A 19,032-nucleotide genomic window follows, 5' to 3' on the forward strand; every position below is an offset into this window, starting at 1 on the left:
GTTATAAGGCCGCTTTACTAACCAGCCAACCAGCTAGAGTTTCAAAGTCATCGTTTGCGACACTATATGGCGCGCAATTAAGCGCTACATTTCTGTATGCGGTTGACTCTTTAATTACTTCATCACTGTTGATAAAAAATGGAGCCATAAGGGGAAGAGTAGATTGCCATAGGGAAAACAAGTCAAATTCTAACGTGGATGCAGAGTTATAACGGTTAACTAAAAAGTAATGCTTCCAATCAGTATCTGAATTTTTAAGTGTTTGTAGGCGTCTATAAATTAAGCTATGGCAAATGGCATCGCAATTAACCAGTTCAATCACAATATCGTTTTTCTCTAACGGATAGTGGGAAAGGTTAATATGTGCAGGGCAGTCAAAAATCACCCATGCTTCTTCGTTATAATTTAGGTTTTTGTATCTGTTTACCATTTTAGTGATGTTATCGATGCTAGTATCAGTGCTGTCACCAAATGGTAAAAATATAATGCCATCGTCATCTTGATGAAAATGCACAAGTGCATCTTCAAAGCTCGCTTCATTACTCCAGCCTTTGGTATATTTCCATGGCAAGCCAAAATGTAAACCTAGGTCACTTTTTGCATCTAGATCGATTGCAATAACGTCAACGTCAGACTTTTTTAGCACGCACGCTAAATTTGCAACCACAGAGGTAGTGCCTAAACCGCCTTTGATACCTTTAACGAAAACTCTTTGCAACGGATGTTTTACCTATCGTTAATTGAACTAACTTGTGTGTTTAGTTCGTTGTTTATTTCTTTAAGTAATGCGTACTTATTAATTGTATTATTATTTTGCTGTTTGTTTACAATTTCTATGTAGTCATTGCTCTTTCCACCAAAACGTAGTGCAAGGTTTTCTATGTCACTTGATGTTAACGTTTGTGAGTTTTTAGGCGTCAAGTTATTCATTCTTACCTTTACAGTTACTTTAATTATTTTGATTAAAAGTGGACAATATTTGGCTATTATATATAGAATAACGGTTAAAACTAGTAAAAAAGTATTTTTTATAGGGCGTTTTAAGTGCATAACTTTAACATAACGGGATTAGAGCCTGCTGCAAAAGAGTTAAAATCGGCTTCAAGTTATGCTGTTTTAGCCCCTTTAGACAATTTTGTAATTGAGTTGGCGTTACATTCAATTAACCAAAGCTTGGTTAATGATATATATATAGTTTCCCAAGAGGTTGAATCATTTTTTGATTCTTCTTTTTCTGCATCGTTAAATTTAGCTTACGAGCATAACAGAGTACACCCTTTTTCGTTGGCCTCAGAGACTCAACATTACTCAATCGAGAGAATCAATTCAGGTATTATAAAAGAAATTAGTGCTTATAAACGCCTAAACACAGCACTTATTTTTGTTCACTTTAGTACAACACAGCTAAATAGTGCTGACGAAAAAAGCTTAGAACTGATGATGAAAGAGTATAAAAACTTCACTCAAAAGACGGGTGCTACATTATTGTTTTTAATATCTGGGCCTGATATTGCTAATTATCGCTTTTTAGTAAGACGGCTAAACAGTGTATTTGATGGGCTGGTATTTGTTGATAACGACTCTGCGGTTCGAGTGCTTGAATATGATTATTGGCGTCATAGCACGGGAGTTATTGCTGGTGGAGACTATCAATTATTGTTAAGTAATAATCAGTTTGTTGTTCAAACTGGAATAGTAAGCGAAGGTAAAACACTTAAAAGCTCAGACTTTGCCGATGAAGATGATGTTTGGCTCGTGCAAAGTGCTGTGCCCGAAGGTACTAAGTTACCGATGCACTATAAAAGTGTAAAAGATAATAATGATTTATTTAATAAAGGCCCAAAAGTAGAAGCAGCCACGCTAATTTTTGCAGTTACGCGTTACACCGACTTGGCGCTATTAGGTAAGCAGTGCTTTGAACTTAGAAAAAACTGTGGGCGCTGGTTAAAGCTTGTTATTCAAAATGTTGATGGTGTTATTCGCCATCAAGATGAGTGCTTATTTTTAACCTTGGGTGTAAATCTAATTTTGTATAGCTTTTCAGAGCCTTCGCGTTTGCTTTCACAAGTTCAATCTATTCAAGGTTTTAAGTTTTCAAGACCTTTACCTCCCTCAGTTGAGGATGTATTAAAATATACTGAAAATACCTTTTCGAAAGGGTATTTACCTTTTATTGAGTTTACTAAACAAGTAGAAATTCATAGTGACTCAGCTGTTAATTTAGGTGTGAGTGGTGTGCTAGTGAAGCTTGAACTACTACCAAGAATTGATCCTATTCATCCTTTGCATTTATTTCATATTAAGCGCGAAGGTGATGTATTTAGCATTGCAGATAATACAGTTTATTTATATTTGCATGCTTGTAGAGAAAATGACGTTGATAATGCAATCAAGCATTTGTTTAAATTAAAAACGAGTGATTTTTTTGTACAGCAAAATATAATTTCTGACCACTTTTACATTCAACAAGAATGTAAACAGTTAAGGCGATTTTATAAAGGTAAGAGTGTTGTAGATTTTTCGCAAAAACTTGCTGAGAATGATAGCTATAAATTTGCACCTGATATAGCAAACAGCGTTACTGAAAATATTAACACCCCAGAATTTTCTAGTAAAAGCCGCCCAGATGCTAAGCCTTTTATAATGAAACTAAGAGATAACTTATGAGTATGAATCAGCTTTTAATTACCGTGTTTCTTGCAATGGTGCTTGGTGCGGTGCTTTGTATGCTAGGCAAATACATTTTATCTCAAATAACAAAATATTATTATAAGCTTACTTTTAAACATGAAGTACTAGAGCCTTATACACCAAATACAGTAAAAAAGGATAAGCAGTGAAATTATCAGGTTTAGGGGTTTGGAACCTTTATTTTTTAGTTAAGTTTGCTCTGTTTTATTACGGTGCAATTGATTTTAATGTACTAACTAATGCTGCTTTTGCTGCATTGCTTGCGATTAAATTTAAACAGCCATTAATAGAGAAGGCAAAACATATAGTAGGTGCTGTGTTTGCTGTGGTGTTACTTTATCAAGACTCATGGTTGCCACCAATAAACAGGTTGACCAAACAAGCAGGTAACGTTCAAGATTTTAGTTTTGGTTACTTTATCGAGCTATTAACTCGTGTTATTAACATTGATATGTTGTTGGCTTTGTTCGTAATTAGTGTATGTTTTTGGTATACATCGCAATGGATACGTTTTACAACCGTGACTATTGTTGGGCTGTTAGTTGTAGGGTGGCAAGGAGATGACTCTCAATCACAATTTGTTAATAGTGTGGCCAGCCCTGAACCGGTTACCCAAAATCAGAGTAATCCTCAAACACAAGTGATCACTCAGGCAGCGCAATCTCCCGATCAAAAGCTCGCTGATTTTTATCAACAACAAAGCTTATTAATGAGCCACTTTCCAAACCAAGTAAATGGTGAGCTGTTTGATGTAATTATTTTGAACATATGCTCAATGGCTGTTGCTGATTTAAATGCTATTGGTGTAAGTGTTACTGATATGTATAAAGACTTTGATGTGGTGTTTTCAGACTTTAACTCGGCTACGTCATACAGTGGACCCGCTGCGGTAAGACTGCTGCGCGCTAGTTGTGGGCAAACGAGTCAAACAGCATTATTTAAAGAAGCACCTGAACAATGCCACTTGTTTAAAAACCTAGAGAAACTAGGTTATCAAAATAATGTTGTGATGAATCACGACGGACATTTTGATGAGTTTAAAGGTTTAATAAATAAGTACGGTGGCCTAGATAGCACGCCATTTAATATAGATTCAATGCCAGTGGCGCTTCGAGGCTTTGATAATAGCCCTATTTACTCAGATGAAGCTGTGCTGGATGGTTGGTTAGAGCAAGCTGAAGATTGTAAGCCGTGTGCAATGTATTACAACACCACAAGTTTACATGATGGTAATCAGCTAGAGAATCAACCAAGGGTGAATAGTAAAGAGACATACCCAATCAGACATAAAAATTTGTTTGCTGATATAAACCAATTTGTAAAAAAATTAGAAAAACGTGGTCGCAACGTTATGTTAATGATAGTGCCTGAACATGGTGCTAATTTAAAAGGTGACAAAGTACAGTTTGCAGGTTTACGTGAAATCCCTAGCCCAGCGATTGTGTCGGTACCTGTAGCAATTAAATTTATAGGCCCTGATGTACAAAACTACTCGCAAATTGTGGTGGATGATTCAACAAGTTACTTTGCGCTTTCAGAGCTGGTAAGTAAGGCGCTGCAGACTGATGTATTTGGTGGGAATAATAGTGTTGCTAATTTACTTGAAAACCTACCTAAAGCACCTAAAATTGCTGAAAATGAAGGCACAATAATGATGTATGTTAACCAACGACCATTTATACAATTAGATGGTGGTGATTGGTCAGCTTACCCACAAGGTAAGTAGCCTTGTAATAAGATTTAACAAACAGCACTGGTATAGTGAAATATCAGTGCAGTTTTTCTTCGCTTAATTGCATTTCAACTTATCGCTTTAGTAGTCTATTTCGTCCAAAAATGTTTACAATAAGCTACCTTCTCAAAGCGACTTAGCGTATTATTCGGCTAATATAGTTTTTCCTTCTTTGAGGATGTATGCGTCTAGATATTCACTGTGCTGATCGAATTGGTATTGCTCAAGAAATTCTTAACATATTAGTTAACTACAGCGTTGATTTAAAAGGAATTGAAGTCGATTCTGTAAATTGTCGTATGTACGTTAGTTTTCCCGAAATAGAATTTGAACAATTTCAAAAAATTATGCCATCGATACGTTTAATCGACGGCGTACATGACGTACGTACCACTGCGTTTTTACCATCTGAGCGTGAACACAACGAATTAAATACTTTGCTACGTGCATTGCCTGATGGCGTTATCTCTATTGATGCTAAAGGTTGGGTGCGTTTATGTAACGATGCAGCATGTAAGGACTTACAGTTAATTGAAAAAGAAGTTATTGGTGCAAATATTAATAACTTACTTAAAGGGTTTAACTTTACGCGTTGGCTAGAAGGTAAAGAAGTGCTTGGGCAAACCACGCGCGTTGAAGTGGCGGGTGAAGATTTTATTGCAGACATTTTACCAATTGCAGTCCCTCAAGGTAGTGAAGGTGATGTGCTTGCGGGTGCGGTTATTAACATTAAATCGCAAAGCCGCTTAGGGCAGCAGGTCAGTGCATTTAGACGCTACGGGCAAGAAAGCTTTGCTACTATTCATAACTTTAGTACGGCAATGCGCCGAGTTGTGCGCGAAGCACGCAAAATGGCGCAACTAGAAGCCCCTATTTTGATTACTGGCGAAACTGGCACAGGTAAAGAGTTATTAGCTCGAGCGTGTCATTACGCATCTAATCGCTCTGTTAAGCCTTTTATTGCGCTGTCGTGTGCTTCGCTTCCTGATGATGTTGCTGAGTCTGAATTATTTGGTTATGCCGGGTACGAAGAAAACGCAGCGCCAAAGCGTGGTGTTTTAGAGCAAGCTGATGGTGGAACTGTATTTTTAGATGAAGTTGGCGAAATGTCGACTCAACTACAAACTAAGTTACTGCGTTTTTTACAAGATGGTACGTTTAGAAAAGTAGGCGATGAGAACGAAGTTAAAGTAAATGTACGTATTGTTGCCGCTACTCAAAAAGACTTACCTGCAATGGTACAAGAAGGGGTTTTTAGAGAAGACTTATACTACCGTATAAACGTACTTACTTTAGAAATAGCGCCACTAAGAGATAGAAAAGCAGATGTAGGGCCACTTGCAGAGCATTTTATTCAAAAATATGCACAGCAAAATGGTCATACAATTCCTGTTTTATCACAAGAGTGTTTAAGCTTTTTACAAGAGTATCCGTGGCCTGGAAATGTTCGTCAGCTGGAAAATGCCATTTACCGTGCAGTGTCGTTACTAGATGATAGCGAGCTTCGCGTAGAGCATTTGCAGTTACCAACTTTTACTCATGATTTAGGGTATTTAGAGTCTGATTTTGAAGGCTCACTAGATCAAGCTGTTAAACGTTTTGAGGCGACTTTACTTCGTAAACTCTACCCCGCTTACCCAAGCTCACGTCAGTTAGCTAAGCGATTGGGCCTAAGTCACACCGCTGTAGCTAATAAGTTACGTGATTACGGGATTAATCGAAAAACAGTAAAAGTGTAATTGGCCTAAATAAATTAAAATATGGGGACTAATCTTTAGTGCCCATATTTTTTGTTACCCCATCAATTGCAATCGTCTCAATACCTTCTTCGTTAAAGTTCATTACGATACTGGCGTTATTACGAGTGAAAAAATAGCTACGGCCATTTAGCTCAATAACATAGTCACCTTTTACTGGATCGCTAAACTGCTGCTTTTTTAGAGTGACTGTATGTTCGCCAATTTGCCATTCAAACTCCTCAATAAACCCATTATTAAATTCTTGAACCCATACTTGGCTGTCATCTTTTGAAAGCGTGATGGCGACAGAATAAGAGCTAGGAATTTGCTCCATATTGTAACTTTTAGATCCAATAGTGAATTTCTCAGCTTTTTGCTGCCATTCAAAACCAAATTTAAATTCTTTAACTACACCGGTAGGGTAGGTAATAGAGCCTTTACCTGGTAACGAAAAATCGGCAAAAGCATTGTAGCTAGGTACTAATAGGGCCAGTGCAGCGATAATTTTTAGTTTTGATTTCATGAGTTATCTTTTTTATTGTAATAATGATTTAAGATTAAAGTAGAATATTCGCCTTCGCAAGGGGCTATGCTACACTCGAATAAATTTAACTGGTAAGACCTTTTTTGTGAACTTATATATTCGACTTTTATTATTATTTTTCAAAATTAAACGCAATAAACAATATCAAAATCTACTTGATACAATAGATATAGATTACAAAGCTTTGCCGACTGATTGCGATATTAATCTACATTTAACGAACTCACGCTATCTTGCGATGATGGATTTATCTCGCACATGGATGACAGAGCGTGTTGGCTTACTAAAACAAATAATGAAGCGTCGTTGGTTTCCGATTGTTAACGCAACTGCCATTACTTATATCCGCGATATTAAACCTATGCAGCGATATACAATAAGTACTCGGTTAGTTGGCTGGGATCATAAATACTTTTATATTGAGCAAAAGTTTCACTCAGAGCGAGGCTTACATGCTATTGCTTTTGTACGCGGTGTATTTAAAAGTAAAAAAGGTATTATAAGTATTGAAGAAATGCTTGAAGTGGCTGGTTTTGATGGCCAAACACCTATATTGCCAAGTGAAGTGATGCACTGGAAAGAAATGTTAGAGCAGAAAAAGTTAAGTAATCTACCCTAATCTCTACAAACGAAAAAAAAGGCCTTTCGGCCTTTTAACACACATTGTAATTGGGTAACTATGTACTTCTTTATATATGCTTTAAAAGCTGTACCTAACACCGAACATAGCAACAACGGGGTCAAGCTCAACAGTTGATGTAAGTGCTTTTGCACCATTCGCATAAACAGTGGCATCGGTATCAATATCCATAATAGATACCATAGCGTGCAAACCCCAGTTTTTATCAATTTTATAGTTAGCACCTACCTGAGCCATAAAGCCAAACGAATCATCTAATTTTACTTCTACATCGTCTGTTCCTAGCGTCGCTTTAAGTGCTTGAGAAGGTTGCTCATCAAAAAATGCAGTGTAATTTATACCTACACCTATAAAAGGTCTTAGCGCATAACTTGTGTCTAAAAAGTGGTATTGCGCAACTAAAGAAGGAGGAAGCTGTTTTATATCTGCAATTTTGTTGCCTGCTAAGCCGCCTGCGCCATTTACATCGTGTGAAAACGGTGTTGCTGCTATCAGCTCTAACACCCATTGATCGTTAAATGCATAATCTACAGTGATACCCAGTTGAGTATCAGAATCACCTTTAAGGCCCAGCGTAGGTGCTTCATTAATCGCTGAGCTACTATTATCAGGGTTTACGTTAATAGCGCCAACATTTACGCTAAAGTTAGCGTGTGCAGCTGGAGAGAGTGCTAATAAAGAGGTTAATAATGCGATGCTAATTTGAGTTTTCATGTTGTTCTCCAAGAACTACTGTTTGATTGGCGCTATTATTACCAAGCAATAAAAATGAAAACCTGTTCTAGATCAAAGTTTAAAAAGCATTTGAAACTTATGAAATATTTTATTGATTTAGATTAATTTTAGTGTCGTTATGCTTTGTAAAGATTGACATATTTATTTAATTAACAGTCACATGAATATATTAAGGCAGGCACTGCTTTGTCATAATCTCGTGTTTAACCAAGGGCCTTAATGAACAAGAGAATATGTTTTTAGCAGGATTCTAAAAATAATTTAAGAACGGATACTTAAAAAGAATTGGAGGGCTTAAATGCGATTGAGTCGGTATTTATAATGAAATATCAACCGAGTACTTTATGAGGCATAAAATACTCGGTGCACTGACTTTATTTATCAATAGTTATTCTAAATAACGTTTAGCTTTGTTTTCTTTCACACTTCTAAGATCGACTAATACCAATCCATCAATACAATTATTAAAATCGGGATCAATGCTAAAGCTTAAAAATTGTGCCCCACCAGGATTGCAAAGCTCAGTGTATTGTTTAAATAAAGTAGGGACTTGAGCGCCCATATTAGCTAACACATGTTTTAACTCTACAAAATCTTCTTTAACATCGCTTCCATTAAAAAGAATATTGCATTGAGTTAGCTGTTGCTCAGTTAATTTAAGCTCATTATTAGGCGTAGCTAGTTCTATACTGCTTTTATAATAATGTTGATAGAAATAAACGAGCATGGCTTTGGCTTGCTCAGGTAGAGCGTTGGACACACTTACAGCCCCAAATAAATATCTATACTGTGGGTAGTTTTTTATAAAAGCACCAATACCGTACCATAAATAGTCGAGACTCTTACGTCCCCAATACTTAGGTTGTACAAAACTTCGACCAAGCTCAATTCCTTGTTGCAGATAAGGCGTCATAGCGTCGGTGTAAGAAAATAAACTATCGGTATATAAACCTTCACGTCCATGTTTTTGTATTATATGTTGTGCGCAGGCTAATCGATAAGCACCTACTAGCTCTAGTTGCATAGGGTCCCACAGTACAAGGTGTTGGTAATCCATATCGTATTTATCTATATCACGACGCTTACCGCTTCCTTCACCTACTGCTCTAAATGCGATTTCTCTGAGGCGTCCCAGCTCTCTAAAAATAGGTGAACTACCTACATATTGATATAAATGAATGTGCATACCGTCTTGCGTTTTACCAAGTAGTTGGCATTGCTCAATTGCTTTTTTTAGCTCTTTTCTGCACTCGGGAACAGCGATAGGTGTTTGTGTTTTTAGCGGCAGTGCTTTTTTTGTTGTAAGCCTATAAAGCTGTTTACGGATGAGGTTTACAACTTCTTTATCTTTAAGATTTTCTATTAAGTAAGATTCAGGAGGGATAGAGGCGCCAATCTCAAACTCTAAAGATTTTTGGCGCTGCTTAAACATTTCGGCCACTAATAGTAAACTTGCCAAAGGTTTATAAATCATTGATGTGCCATAAAAAAGTGGACTGTTTTTGGCTTTAATAAAAATAGGTAAAATGGGGCAATTGGCTTTTTTTGCCATACGTAAAAAGCCGCTATTCCATTTGCAATCCTTAATACCGGTTGGTCCTAGGCGCGACACTTCTCCTGCAGGAAATATAAGTAAGGCACCTCCACCTTTTAAATGATTTTGTATATTACTAAGCTCTTGCTTTTTACTCATACCAGATAAGTTATCAACAGGGAGTAAAAGAGAATGCATTGCCCTGACCGACATTAACATGCGGTTTGCGACTACTTTTAGATCTTGCCTTACTGTCGAGAGTACTTTGATAAGTGCTAAAGCATCTAATGAACCAATAGGGTGGTTAGCAACAATAACAAGTTTACCTTCGCTTGGAATATGTTCTATTTGTTTAGGTTTATAGCGCGTATCAAAATTGAGTTCATCAAGTACTTGCTCAACAAATTCTAATCCTTGTAGGTGAGGGTACGTATTACCAAAGGTGATAAACTCTTGTTCATGCAATAAGTAACCTAAGCCCTTTTTTACTAAACCTTTTACTTTTGGAGAGTTCTCTAGTTGTGGTAAGTTTGCTGCAATTACTTTATCAACACTTATCATATTAACCTCATATTCCGTTTGGTCTATTCGCCATACATGTAAGATTAAAAAAAGGGTGTGACAGTTACTTTGCAGTAGTGTGACTTTTTAAAGTACTAAATTATAAACTGTGAATTGCTAGGAGAATTTATGTCGGTCTTGGTGGCTATAACGGGGCGCAACAACGAAAAGCTAATAACGAAGTTACAAGAGCGATTACCAAATACATTGATAGAGCAATGGCCTGATTGCAAAAACGCAAATAATGTGGATTTTGTACTTGCGTGGAATGCTCCTGAGTCTCTGTGGCCGCAGCTGCCTAACTTAAAAGCTGTGTCGTCATTTGGTGCAGGTGTAGACAGTATCGATTTAACATTATTACCTAAACATGTTGAAGTAGTGCGTATTGTGGACATGCAACTAGCTGAAGATATGGCGGAATATGTACTTACACATGTCTTAGCTCACAAATTACGCTTAAAAGAGTATTATATTAAACAAGCACAGCAAACATGGAAGCCAAAACGAGCTTTTAGTAATAAACATGTTGGTATACTTGGATTTGGCGAATTAGGTAAAGCATGTGCGCAAAAACTTATAATTAATGGCTTTAAAGTAAGTGCCTGGGCGCAAAGTAATAAAAATACGGCTAATGTCGAGATTTATTATGGCGATGAAGGGCTTAGCAATATGCTTTCTGACGTTGACTACCTTGTATGTCTATTACCCCTTACGCAAGCAACTACAGGCATTATTAATCGCTCAATGCTCGCTAAGCTACCTTCACATGCTGTTGTTATTAATGTAGCACGCGGTGCTCATGTGGTTGAGCAAGATTTACTAAATGCATTGAATAACGATAGCTTACGCGCTGCTACCTTGGATGTTTTTGACCAAGAACCTTTAACGCAGAACCACCCTTACTGGGGAAACCCCAAAATAACACTTACACCACATTGTGCTGCGCTATCTGATTTAAATAGCGTTATAGACCAAATAGCCGATAATATTGAACGTTTGAATAAGGGTTTAGCACTCAATAATTCAGTGGATAGAACTAAAGGTTATTAGCTGATAGCTAATTAGTTTAAAAAACAGCTTGTTAACATTTGTAGTTTTCATTAGTGTAAAAGATATTCTCACTAATAAAAATATAAAGAGGGTGTTATGAAATCCAGTCAAAGTGGGGCTAAATTAAGCCTCGTTGTTATTTCAATTATTGTGCTAGGTGTTTCAGCTTGGTTTAATCAGGCTAACGCTGAAGATAGCCCATCTAAAACACAAATCCAAAGTGAATTAACAATAGCAGATTAACCTAGCTTATTAGGTATTTTCGGTTTCGTCTTTCTTCTCGTTTTTCTCAACAGTACATGCACAGCACCATTATTGCAGTGGTGCTTTAGTGGTGCTTAATATTGTCCTGATCCATCGTGTTTCTAATATTTTAAAAATTAGCAATAAAAAAGCCCAGCAATGCTGGGCTATTAAATATTCTAAGGAAAAGTTGTTAACTTTGGGTTACATTAAACTGCCCAAATGTATAAACTTTAAACAGGTAAAAAGTGTTGATCAACACTAAACTCATATTTGAAATAACGCTCGACGACATAAGATCTAGGCTAAATGATAAGAATAATAAACCACATGCACTAATGGCAGCAACGCGCAGCAGTGTTATCTGGTTAATAAAGAATGCACCTAAACCTAGTGCAAGTAGTGTAGTATTTAAAAGCCAATCTAGCTCATTTAGCATGGTCGTTTCAATAGTTCAGTTGTTGAAAAAAGGAGCGCCATTATGTTGATCTTTTGCACACCTTTCAACCAAGTAATTTTAAATTTTCAGATTATTTTTTTTAATGCTAAAAGTAACTGCCAATTGCCGAAAACAAACCATTGTCAGCAATTACTTGATACTTTTGACAGCTCTGTGGTTTTTGTAAATCACTGCATAAATAAAGGGATTCACGGCTAGAATCATAGTTGGGGTGCAAGTTGGAATCAATTAAAGTAGCTCCGTAACCTAAAAGTCCAGGCCAGTAAACACTCTCACTTACCATCCCTAATTTTTTATAGGTGAGCAAGGTTGGTTTTGGAAAAGCTAAAATTATTACAATAACAAGGGCCAGAGATATAAATAGCCCCTTTTTTGACTTTGTTTTTTGGCTAGTGCCATTGTTTATGTTTGTTCTTTCCTCTGCGGGTATAGATCGCTGAGTAGGGCGTTGCGGCTTTCTTTTTTGCGCTGTTTTTTTTCTTATTGGTGCTTTACCTAGCAACGACTGTTTATTTGGGGTTTTAGACATAAAGCAAATCTGGCCTTTTTTCCGTAGGTCTCTATAATTAAATGAGCAAATTTATATACTAAGCTAATTATTATGATAACTTAAAGTTAGCTTATAGCCTACGAGGAATAAAGATGAATACGCAGCTATCAATTTTAATTGTAGATGACGTTAGCACAGTGCGTAGTTTTTTGAGCCAAACGCTCATGCACTTAGGGATAGATAACGTAAAGGAAGCATCTACTGCCTCACAATGTATTAGTGAGTGCCAGGCTGCAAATTATAATATCATTTTTTTAGACATAGAACTGCCGGACGGCGATGGCAAAGATTTGATTGCACAAATCAATGAATTAAGCCCTGAGACAAATGTTGTAATGGTATCTGCACATTCAGGTATTGAAAATGTTAAGGATGCGATTGATAAAGGCGCTAAAGGATTTGTAGTGAAGCCGTTTACACCTAAAAAAATAGCGGCAATGCTTAAGAAGTTTTATCCAGACTTGGAAAATGTATGACGCCAACCTGCTTAAATATTTATGTCGGCTGTTATTAAAATACGAGATTAAATTTTAGATAAAAAAAAACCGGCAAAAGCCGGTTTTTTATATTCTATCAAAAACAAATTATAGAGCTTTAATCTTAGCTGCTATACGGCTCTTATGACGAGCTGCTTTGTTTTTGTGAATTAGACCCTTAGTTGCATAACGGTCTAGGATAGGTGTAGCAACAGAAAAAGCTTGCTGTGCAGCTTCTTTATCGCCCGCTTCAATAGCAACAATTACTTTTTTGAAGTAAGTGCGCATCATTGAACGACGGCTTGCGTTGTGCTGACGGTTTTTTTCGCTTGTGATAGCGCGTTTTTTTGCAGACTTGATGTTAGCCAAGGTTTGCTCCTAACAATCTTAAAATAAAGCTTAAATTAAAGGCCGTGGAATATGCCTGTTTCTATCATGGATGTCAATTTAAATTTAACAATCCAAGAAAAACTGCACCATATAACGAGCATCAATTTGCCGCTTTAGCAGTTAATATAGACATTGTAACAAAGCACAGACCCCCAGCCTAGTGCTTTAAAGCGATTTATAAAAAAGACTGTGGCATAATCGCCTATCTTGAGGATTTTTGAGTAGGTTTAAGGTGTCAAAAGGTTTATTTCGCTCTGGTATGATTGTTAGTTGTATGACTATGATATCGCGTATTTTAGGGCTCGTTCGAGATGCTGTCGTCGCCAATTTATTAGGTGCAAGTGCAGCGGCTGATGTTTTTTTATTTGCTAACCGCATTCCTAATTTTTTACGCCGTTTATTTGCAGAAGGTGCCTTCGCACAAGCATTCGTACCTGTGCTAAGTGAAATTAAAGAACAGGAAGGAGACGACAAAGTCAGACTTTTTGTTGCACAAGCAGCAGGCACATTAGGAACCATTTTACTAATTGTCACTATCATTGGTGTTGTTGCTTCCCCTGTTGTTGCAGCATTATTTGGTACCGGTTGGTTTATAGATTGGTGGCAGGGCGGACCTAATGCCGAAAAATTTGAGCTTGCAAGTTCATTACTTAAACTTACGTTCCCTTATTTGTTTTTTGTAAGCTTAGTTGCACTTAGTGGTGCGGTAATGAACGTGTATAACCGTTTTGCTGTTGCCGCATTTACACCAGTTTTGCTTAATGTTTCTATTATTACGTGTGCAATTTTTTTACATGATAAATTTTCGGTAGGTGCTTATTCACTTGCCATAGGTGTATTTGTCGGTGGTGTAGTGCAGCTGCTGTTTCAACTTCCGTTTTTATACCGTGCAAAAATGTTGGCGCGCCCACGCTGGGCCTGGCAAGATGAAAACGTAAAAAAAGTACGCAAACTTATGTTACCAGCTTTATTTGGCGTATCTATCAGCCAAATTAACTTATTGCTTGATACCATGATTGCATCATTACTGATGACAGGCTCAATCGCATGGCTTTATTATTCAGATCGCTTAATAGAATTTCCGCTGGGTTTATTTGGTATTGGTATTGCGACAGTTATTTTACCGGCGCTTTCTAAACTACATAGCAGTAAAAAAAGTAGCGACTTTCAGCATACTCTCGATTGGGGAGTTCGTTTTGTTATATTTTTAGGCCTACCAGCAATGATAGGCTTAATGATCATCAGCCCACTTATTATTACCGTATTGTTCGACCACGGTGCATTTAAAGAAGACAGTATTGACCATGTCAAAGCTGTAAGCTTAGGCGTAGTCGCATATTCGGTCGGTCTTGTAAGCTTTATGCTAATAAAAGTACTCGCTCCTGGCTTTTATGCTCGTCAAGATACAAAAACACCGGTGCGTATTGGTATTATTACCTTAGTACTAAATATGGTGTTTAACATTATGCTGGCTCCTTTCATTGGTTATTTAGGGTTGGCTCTTGCTACTTCGTTATCAGCTAGCTGCAATGCATTTTTATTATACAGACAGCTTAAAAAAGAAAATGTATACCAGTTCTCATCAATGAGTATGCGTTTTACACTTAAATGTGTTGTTGCAAGTATTGTTATGGGAGCTGTCACATGGTTTGTGAGCAGTTACTATGATTGGGCTACATGGGCCTTTACACAGCAAGTAATATTATTAGTAGCGCTAGTGGCTCTGGCAGGTATCAGCTACTTTGCAATGCTATTTGTGATGGGCGTTAGACTAAATACGATAAAAAGTGTAGCAATTACTGAATCAAACTAAAAAAAAGATTATAATCGGCAACTCTGCGGCTTTAATCATTTTTTAGCCGTAATTAATAGCTCGCTAAACAAGGCATTAGGTGGCATGGAGTTAATTAGAGGTATACACAATATTCGCCCACACCATTTTGGTTGTGTGTTAACTATTGGTAATTTTGACGGCGTTCATTTAGGCCACGCAGAAGTATTAAAAGGTTTACTTAGCGATGCTAAAGCGCATAGTTTGCCAAGCACTGTAATGCTGTTTGAGCCTCAGCCACAAGAGTTTTTTGCTAAAAATAATGCCCCAGCAAGGCTAACGCGCTTACGAGATAAGTTACGTTTATTAAGTGATTTAGGTATTGAGCGAGTTATTTGCATTAGCTTTAATCAGCAATTTGCAAACATGCATGCTGAGCAATTCGTTAATGAGATTTTGATTAAAAAGTTAGGTGTTAAAGCACTTACTGTTGGTGATGATTTTAAGTTTGGAAAGCAACGCCAAGGTAACTTTGACTTACTTGCTAGCATGGGTAAGCAAGCTGGCATGGATGTAAAAAGTACCGCGAGCTTTCGTCAATTAAATGCTAGAGTAAGCAGCACTTTAATACGAGATGCTTTAGCATCCGGTGACTTAGGAAGTGCTAAAATAATGCTTGGTCACGATTATGCTATTTCTGGGCGTGTTATACATGGCTGGAAAAGAGGACGTGAACTCGGTTTTAGAACGGCAAATATTGCCCTAAAACGCCAAGTGTGTCCTGTCAACGGAGTGTTTGCAGTGCAAGCAACGATTGCAGGAAAACAGATTTTTGGAGTTGCAAATGTAGGTAATAAGCCAACATTTAATGGAACTCGTGCATTATTAGAAGTTCACCTTTTTGATTTTGCACAGGATATTTACGGACAATTTATGCATGTGGAGTTAATAAAAAAACTTCGCGATGAGAAAAAATTCGAGACATTAACACAATTAACGGCACAAATAGCAACTGATGTTGCTGCCGCTAAGCAGTGTTTTGGTTTAAATCAGGTAGCCGATAGAGACGGAATGTAGGATAAATGAGCGACTATAAACATACTTTGAACTTACCGGAAACACCGTTTCCAATGCGTGGCAATTTGGCACAACGTGAACCAAAAATGCTTAAAGCATGGTATGAGGACGACCTTTATGGTCAAATTCGCAGCGCTAAGAAAGGTAAAAAAACCTTTATTTTGCATGACGGCCCTCCGTATGCAAATGGCGATATCCATTTAGGCCACTCAGTTAATAAAATATTAAAAGATATTATTGTTAAGTCTAAAACATTATCTGACTTTGATTCACCATTAGTTCCTGGTTGGGATTGTCATGGTTTACCAATCGAGTTAATGGTTGAGAAAAAAGTAGGCAAGCCGGGTGTAAAAGTTACTGCGAGTGAGTTTCGTGAAAAATGCCGTGCATACGCTAAAAAACAAGTTGAAGGTCAAAAAGTTGATTTTAAACGTTTAGGCGTATTTGCAGATTGGGATAAGCCTTATTTAACAATGAACTTTGACTTTGAAGCGAATGCAATTCGTGTGCTTGGTCGTATTATTGAAAAAGGTCATTTGCATAAAGGTGCTAAGCCTGTTCATTGGTGTACAGACTGTGGTTCTGCATTAGCAGAAGCAGAAGTTGAATACCAAGATAAGCAATCTCCAGCAATCGATGTGCGTTTTACTTTTATTGATCAAGATGCTGTTGTTAGTGCATTTGATTTGGCTGATGGTCATAAAGGTGAAGGCAGTGTTGGTACTGTTATTTGGACAACAACACCGTGGACGCTTCCTGCAAACCGTGCTGTGGCTGTGCATGCCGATTTAGAGTATGCGTTAGTACAGGTTGAAGATGAAGGCGTACAACAACGTCTAATTTTAGGCTCTGAGCTTGTTAAAGATGCTATGGACCGTTTTGGTTTTAATCACTTTCACGTACTAGGGTATGTAAAAGGTGCAGCGCTTGAAAACTTGCAAGTAGCCCATCCTTTTTATGATTTTAATGTACCAGTGATTGTTGCAGAACACGTAACTACTGATTCAGGTACTGGTGTTGTACATACCGCACCTGGACATGGTCAAGAAGATTTCGTAGCTGGTTTAAATTACAACCTTGAAGTGGCTAACCCTGTTGGCGCTAATGGCGTTTACTTACCAGATACCGAGCTTTTTGCAGGTCAGCACGTATTTAAGGCGAATGCGAGCGTAATTGAAGTATTAAAAGAGCGTGGTGCGCTTATGCATCACCATGCGCTTACGCATAGTTACCCACATTGTTGGCGCCATAAAACACCAATCATTTTCCGTGCTACACCACAATGGTTTGTAAGTATGGATCAGGCTAATTTACGTCAAGATTCTCTTGCTGAGATTAAAAACACGCAGTGGTTACCAGAGTGGGGCGAAAGCCGTATTTCAAACATGGTTGAAAGCCGTCCAGATTGGTGTATTTCTCGCCAGCGTACTTGGGGCGTTCCTATTGCATTGTTCGTTGATAAAGACACCGGTGCACTTCACCCAAATACACAAGAGCTAATTGCTCAAGCAGCAGAGCTTGTTGAAAAGTCTGGTATACAAGCATGGTACGATTTAGAACCAGCTACTTTACTTGGTGAGGAAGACGCCAAGCAATACATGAAAGTGCAAGATACGCTAGATGTATGGTTTGACTCAGGTGTTTCGCACGCGTGTGTTGTAGACGCACGTGAAGACTTAGTTGGTCCAGCTGATTTATACCTTGAAGGCTCTGATCAACACCGTGGTTGGTTTATGTCATCAATGATGACGTCAGTGGCAATTAATGGTCATGCGCCATACCGCCAAGTATTGACTCATGGTTTTACTGTTGATGAAAACGGCCGCAAAATGTCTAAGTCACTAGGCAATGTTATTTCTCCACAAAATGTGATGAATAAACTAGGCGCCGACATTCTTCGTTTATGGGTTGCTTCTACCGATTACACAGCAGAAATGACTGTATCGGATGAAATATTTAAACGCTCTGCTGATCGTTACCGCCGAATTCGTAACACTAGCCGTTACTTACTAGCTAACCTAAATGGTTTTGATCCAAAAACAGATCAAGTTGCTGTTGATGATATGGTTGAACTTGATAAGTGGATTGTGGGTCGCGCAGCACAGTTGCAGGACGAAATTTTAGCCGCTTACGATAGCTACCAAATGCTATTAGTAACGCAAAAGCTAATGAACTTCTGTACGGGTGAGCTTGGTTCATTCTACTTAGATGTAATTAAAGATCGTCAGTATACAGCTAAAAGTGACAGCCATGCACGTCGCTCTTGTCAAACGGCGCTTTATCATATTGCAGAAGCAATGACGCGCTGGATGGCTCCAATTATGAGCTTTACCGCACAAGAAATTTGGGAAGCGTTACCGGGCGAGCGTAGTGACTACGTATTTACGTCTGTTTGGTACGATGGCTTACAAGTGCCAACTAATAGCCAATTTAGCAACGATGACTGGTTAGAAATTCTAACAGTGCGCGACGAAGTAAACCGTTTATTAGAAGCAGCACGTAAAGAAGAAGTTATTGGTGCAACACTTCAAGCAACGGTTAATTTATTTACGGGCAAAGAGCTTGCCGCTAAATTAAATGCGCTTGGTGATGAACTCCGTTTTGTACTATTAACATCAGCTGTAAATGTTTCTGAAGTTGATAGTCAGCCTGCTGATACACAAGCTACCGAAATTGAAGGTTTATTCATTAGTGTTGCTGCAACAGATGCTGCTAAATGTGAGCGTTGTTGGCATTACAGTGAAGATGTAGGTATCAATCCTGCTCATCCTGAAATTTGTGGTCGTTGTGTAAGTAATGTTGACGGCGAAGGCGAAAAGCGTCAATTTGCTTAGGAGTT

General features: G+C 37.9%; 18 protein-coding genes. 10 read left to right on the forward strand and 8 right to left on the reverse strand.

What is annotated here, in order from left to right; genetic code table 11:
- Position 1: 1 nt before the first annotated feature.
- Together bcsQ and bcsR are read right to left on the reverse strand one after the other, a co-directional pair.
- Complete coding sequence (gene bcsQ, locus EU510_RS15630) at positions 2-718, reverse strand: cellulose biosynthesis protein BcsQ (RefSeq protein ID WP_149594258.1); 717 nt, start codon at positions 716-718, stop codon at positions 2-4.
- 8 nt (positions 719-726) lie between these two features.
- Positions 727-930, reverse strand: a complete 204-nt coding sequence (gene bcsR, locus EU510_RS15635; RefSeq protein ID WP_149594259.1) for a BcsR/BcsP family cellulose biosynthesis protein — start codon at positions 928-930, stop codon at positions 727-729.
- A gap of 114 nt (positions 931-1,044) precedes the next feature.
- On the opposite strand from bcsR, the gene bcsE reads away from it, so the two are divergent.
- From bcsE to tyrR, 3 genes are all read left to right on the forward strand, one after another.
- Positions 1,045-2,667 (forward strand): cellulose biosynthesis protein BcsE, encoded by a 1,623-nt coding sequence (bcsE, locus tag EU510_RS15640; protein WP_149594260.1) that lies wholly within the window; start codon positions 1,045-1,047, stop codon positions 2,665-2,667.
- Between the two features lie 169 nt (positions 2,668-2,836).
- Positions 2,837-4,417, forward strand: coding sequence for a cellulose biosynthesis protein BcsG (bcsG, locus tag EU510_RS15645; protein ID WP_149594261.1), 1,581 nt, complete (start codon positions 2,837-2,839; stop codon positions 4,415-4,417).
- Positions 4,418-4,605: 188 nt separating this feature from the next.
- Positions 4,606-6,162, forward strand: coding sequence for a transcriptional regulator TyrR (gene tyrR, locus EU510_RS15650; protein ID WP_149594262.1), 1,557 nt, complete (start codon positions 4,606-4,608; stop codon positions 6,160-6,162).
- Positions 6,163-6,190: 28 nt separating this feature from the next.
- Here the strand turns inward: tyrR and EU510_RS15655 are convergent, their stop codons facing one another.
- A complete protein-coding gene (locus tag EU510_RS15655) occupies positions 6,191-6,685 on the reverse strand; it encodes a hypothetical protein (protein WP_149594263.1) in 495 nt (164 codons plus the stop codon).
- Positions 6,686-6,791: 106 nt separating this feature from the next.
- Here EU510_RS15655 and EU510_RS15660 point away from each other — a divergent pair, with 106 nt between their 5' ends.
- Positions 6,792-7,325 carry a thioesterase family protein gene (locus tag EU510_RS15660; RefSeq protein ID WP_149594264.1) on the forward strand — a complete coding sequence of 178 codons (534 nt, stop codon included), beginning with the start codon at positions 6,792-6,794 and terminating at the stop codon, positions 7,323-7,325.
- An 81-nt stretch (positions 7,326-7,406) separates the two neighbouring features.
- Here the strand turns inward: EU510_RS15660 and EU510_RS15665 are convergent, their stop codons facing one another.
- Both EU510_RS15665 and EU510_RS15670 read right to left on the reverse strand, forming a co-directional pair.
- Positions 7,407-8,060: an OmpW/AlkL family protein gene (locus EU510_RS15665; protein ID WP_039487096.1), complete on the reverse strand. Its 654-nt coding sequence runs from the start codon at positions 8,058-8,060 to the stop codon at positions 7,407-7,409.
- 409 nt (positions 8,061-8,469) lie between these two features.
- On the reverse strand, positions 8,470-10,176 hold the full coding sequence (locus EU510_RS15670) for a lysophospholipid acyltransferase family protein (RefSeq protein WP_149594265.1): 1,707 nt from the start codon (positions 10,174-10,176) through the stop codon (positions 8,470-8,472).
- Positions 10,177-10,305: 129 nt separating this feature from the next.
- Here EU510_RS15670 and EU510_RS15675 point away from each other — a divergent pair, with 129 nt between their 5' ends.
- Entirely contained in the window at positions 10,306-11,226 is a 921-nt protein-coding gene (locus EU510_RS15675; RefSeq protein WP_149594266.1) for a 2-hydroxyacid dehydrogenase, read from the forward strand.
- 96 nt (positions 11,227-11,322) lie between these two features.
- On the forward strand, positions 11,323-11,469 hold the full coding sequence (locus EU510_RS19935) for a hypothetical protein (protein ID WP_188085430.1): 147 nt from the start codon (positions 11,323-11,325) through the stop codon (positions 11,467-11,469).
- 193 nt (positions 11,470-11,662) lie between these two features.
- Here EU510_RS19935 and EU510_RS15680 read toward each other — a convergent pair whose 3' ends face one another.
- Both EU510_RS15680 and EU510_RS15685 read right to left on the reverse strand, forming a co-directional pair.
- Complete coding sequence (locus tag EU510_RS15680; protein ID WP_002958222.1) at positions 11,663-11,908, reverse strand: hypothetical protein; 246 nt, start codon at positions 11,906-11,908, stop codon at positions 11,663-11,665.
- A gap of 106 nt (positions 11,909-12,014) precedes the next feature.
- The gene (locus tag EU510_RS15685; RefSeq protein WP_149594267.1) at positions 12,015-12,458 is read right to left on the reverse strand and encodes a hypothetical protein; all 444 of its coding nucleotides are present in this window, start codon (positions 12,456-12,458) and stop codon (positions 12,015-12,017) included.
- A 113-nt stretch (positions 12,459-12,571) separates the two neighbouring features.
- On the opposite strand from EU510_RS15685, the gene EU510_RS15690 reads away from it, so the two are divergent.
- Entirely contained in the window at positions 12,572-12,955 is a 384-nt protein-coding gene (locus EU510_RS15690) for a response regulator (RefSeq protein WP_002958224.1), read from the forward strand.
- A gap of 108 nt (positions 12,956-13,063) precedes the next feature.
- Here EU510_RS15690 and rpsT read toward each other — a convergent pair whose 3' ends face one another.
- Positions 13,064-13,324: a 30S ribosomal protein S20 gene (rpsT, locus tag EU510_RS15695; protein WP_002958225.1), complete on the reverse strand. Its 261-nt coding sequence runs from the start codon at positions 13,322-13,324 to the stop codon at positions 13,064-13,066.
- A gap of 295 nt (positions 13,325-13,619) precedes the next feature.
- Here rpsT and murJ point away from each other — a divergent pair, with 295 nt between their 5' ends.
- The 3 genes from murJ to ileS all read left to right on the forward strand — a co-directional run bounded on the left by murJ (position 13,620) and on the right by ileS (position 19,027).
- Positions 13,620-15,158, forward strand: coding sequence for a murein biosynthesis integral membrane protein MurJ (murJ, locus tag EU510_RS15700; protein ID WP_410477421.1), 1,539 nt, complete (start codon positions 13,620-13,622; stop codon positions 15,156-15,158).
- 84 nt (positions 15,159-15,242) lie between these two features.
- Positions 15,243-16,193, forward strand: a complete 951-nt coding sequence (ribF, locus tag EU510_RS15705) for a bifunctional riboflavin kinase/FAD synthetase (protein WP_149594268.1) — start codon at positions 15,243-15,245, stop codon at positions 16,191-16,193.
- 5 nt (positions 16,194-16,198) lie between these two features.
- Positions 16,199-19,027: an isoleucine--tRNA ligase gene (ileS, locus tag EU510_RS15710; protein ID WP_149594269.1), complete on the forward strand. Its 2,829-nt coding sequence runs from the start codon at positions 16,199-16,201 to the stop codon at positions 19,025-19,027.
- Positions 19,028-19,032 lie beyond the last annotated feature (5 nt).

The organism is Pseudoalteromonas sp. FUC4 (assembly GCF_008370255.1).
In the GTDB taxonomy this organism is placed as follows: Bacteria; Pseudomonadota; Gammaproteobacteria; order Enterobacterales; family Alteromonadaceae; genus Pseudoalteromonas.

What these genes read in the sequence shown, in the direction of transcription:
- ileS (WP_149594269.1), top strand. Translation starts at nt 16,199, where the DNA reads ATGAGCGACTATAAACATACTTTGAACTTACCGGAAACACCGTTTCCA.
- bcsR (WP_149594259.1), bottom strand. Translation starts at nt 930, where the DNA reads ATGAATAACTTGACGCCTAAAAACTCACAAACGTTAACATCAAGTGAC.
- EU510_RS19935 (WP_188085430.1), top strand. Translation starts at nt 11,323, where the DNA reads ATGAAATCCAGTCAAAGTGGGGCTAAATTAAGCCTCGTTGTTATTTCA.
- ribF (WP_149594268.1), top strand. Translation starts at nt 15,243, where the DNA reads ATGGAGTTAATTAGAGGTATACACAATATTCGCCCACACCATTTTGGT.
- murJ (WP_410477421.1), top strand. Translation starts at nt 13,620, where the DNA reads ATGACTATGATATCGCGTATTTTAGGGCTCGTTCGAGATGCTGTCGTC.
- tyrR (WP_149594262.1), top strand. Translation starts at nt 4,606, where the DNA reads ATGCGTCTAGATATTCACTGTGCTGATCGAATTGGTATTGCTCAAGAA.
- EU510_RS15685 (WP_149594267.1), bottom strand. Translation starts at nt 12,458, where the DNA reads ATGTCTAAAACCCCAAATAAACAGTCGTTGCTAGGTAAAGCACCAATA.
- EU510_RS15665 (WP_039487096.1), bottom strand. Translation starts at nt 8,060, where the DNA reads ATGAAAACTCAAATTAGCATCGCATTATTAACCTCTTTATTAGCACTC.
- EU510_RS15670 (WP_149594265.1), bottom strand. Translation starts at nt 10,176, where the DNA reads ATGATAAGTGTTGATAAAGTAATTGCAGCAAACTTACCACAACTAGAG.
- EU510_RS15680 (WP_002958222.1), bottom strand. Translation starts at nt 11,908, where the DNA reads ATGCTAAATGAGCTAGATTGGCTTTTAAATACTACACTACTTGCACTA.
- EU510_RS15690 (WP_002958224.1), top strand. Translation starts at nt 12,572, where the DNA reads ATGAATACGCAGCTATCAATTTTAATTGTAGATGACGTTAGCACAGTG.
- EU510_RS15655 (WP_149594263.1), bottom strand. Translation starts at nt 6,685, where the DNA reads ATGAAATCAAAACTAAAAATTATCGCTGCACTGGCCCTATTAGTACCT.
- EU510_RS15675 (WP_149594266.1), top strand. Translation starts at nt 10,306, where the DNA reads ATGTCGGTCTTGGTGGCTATAACGGGGCGCAACAACGAAAAGCTAATA.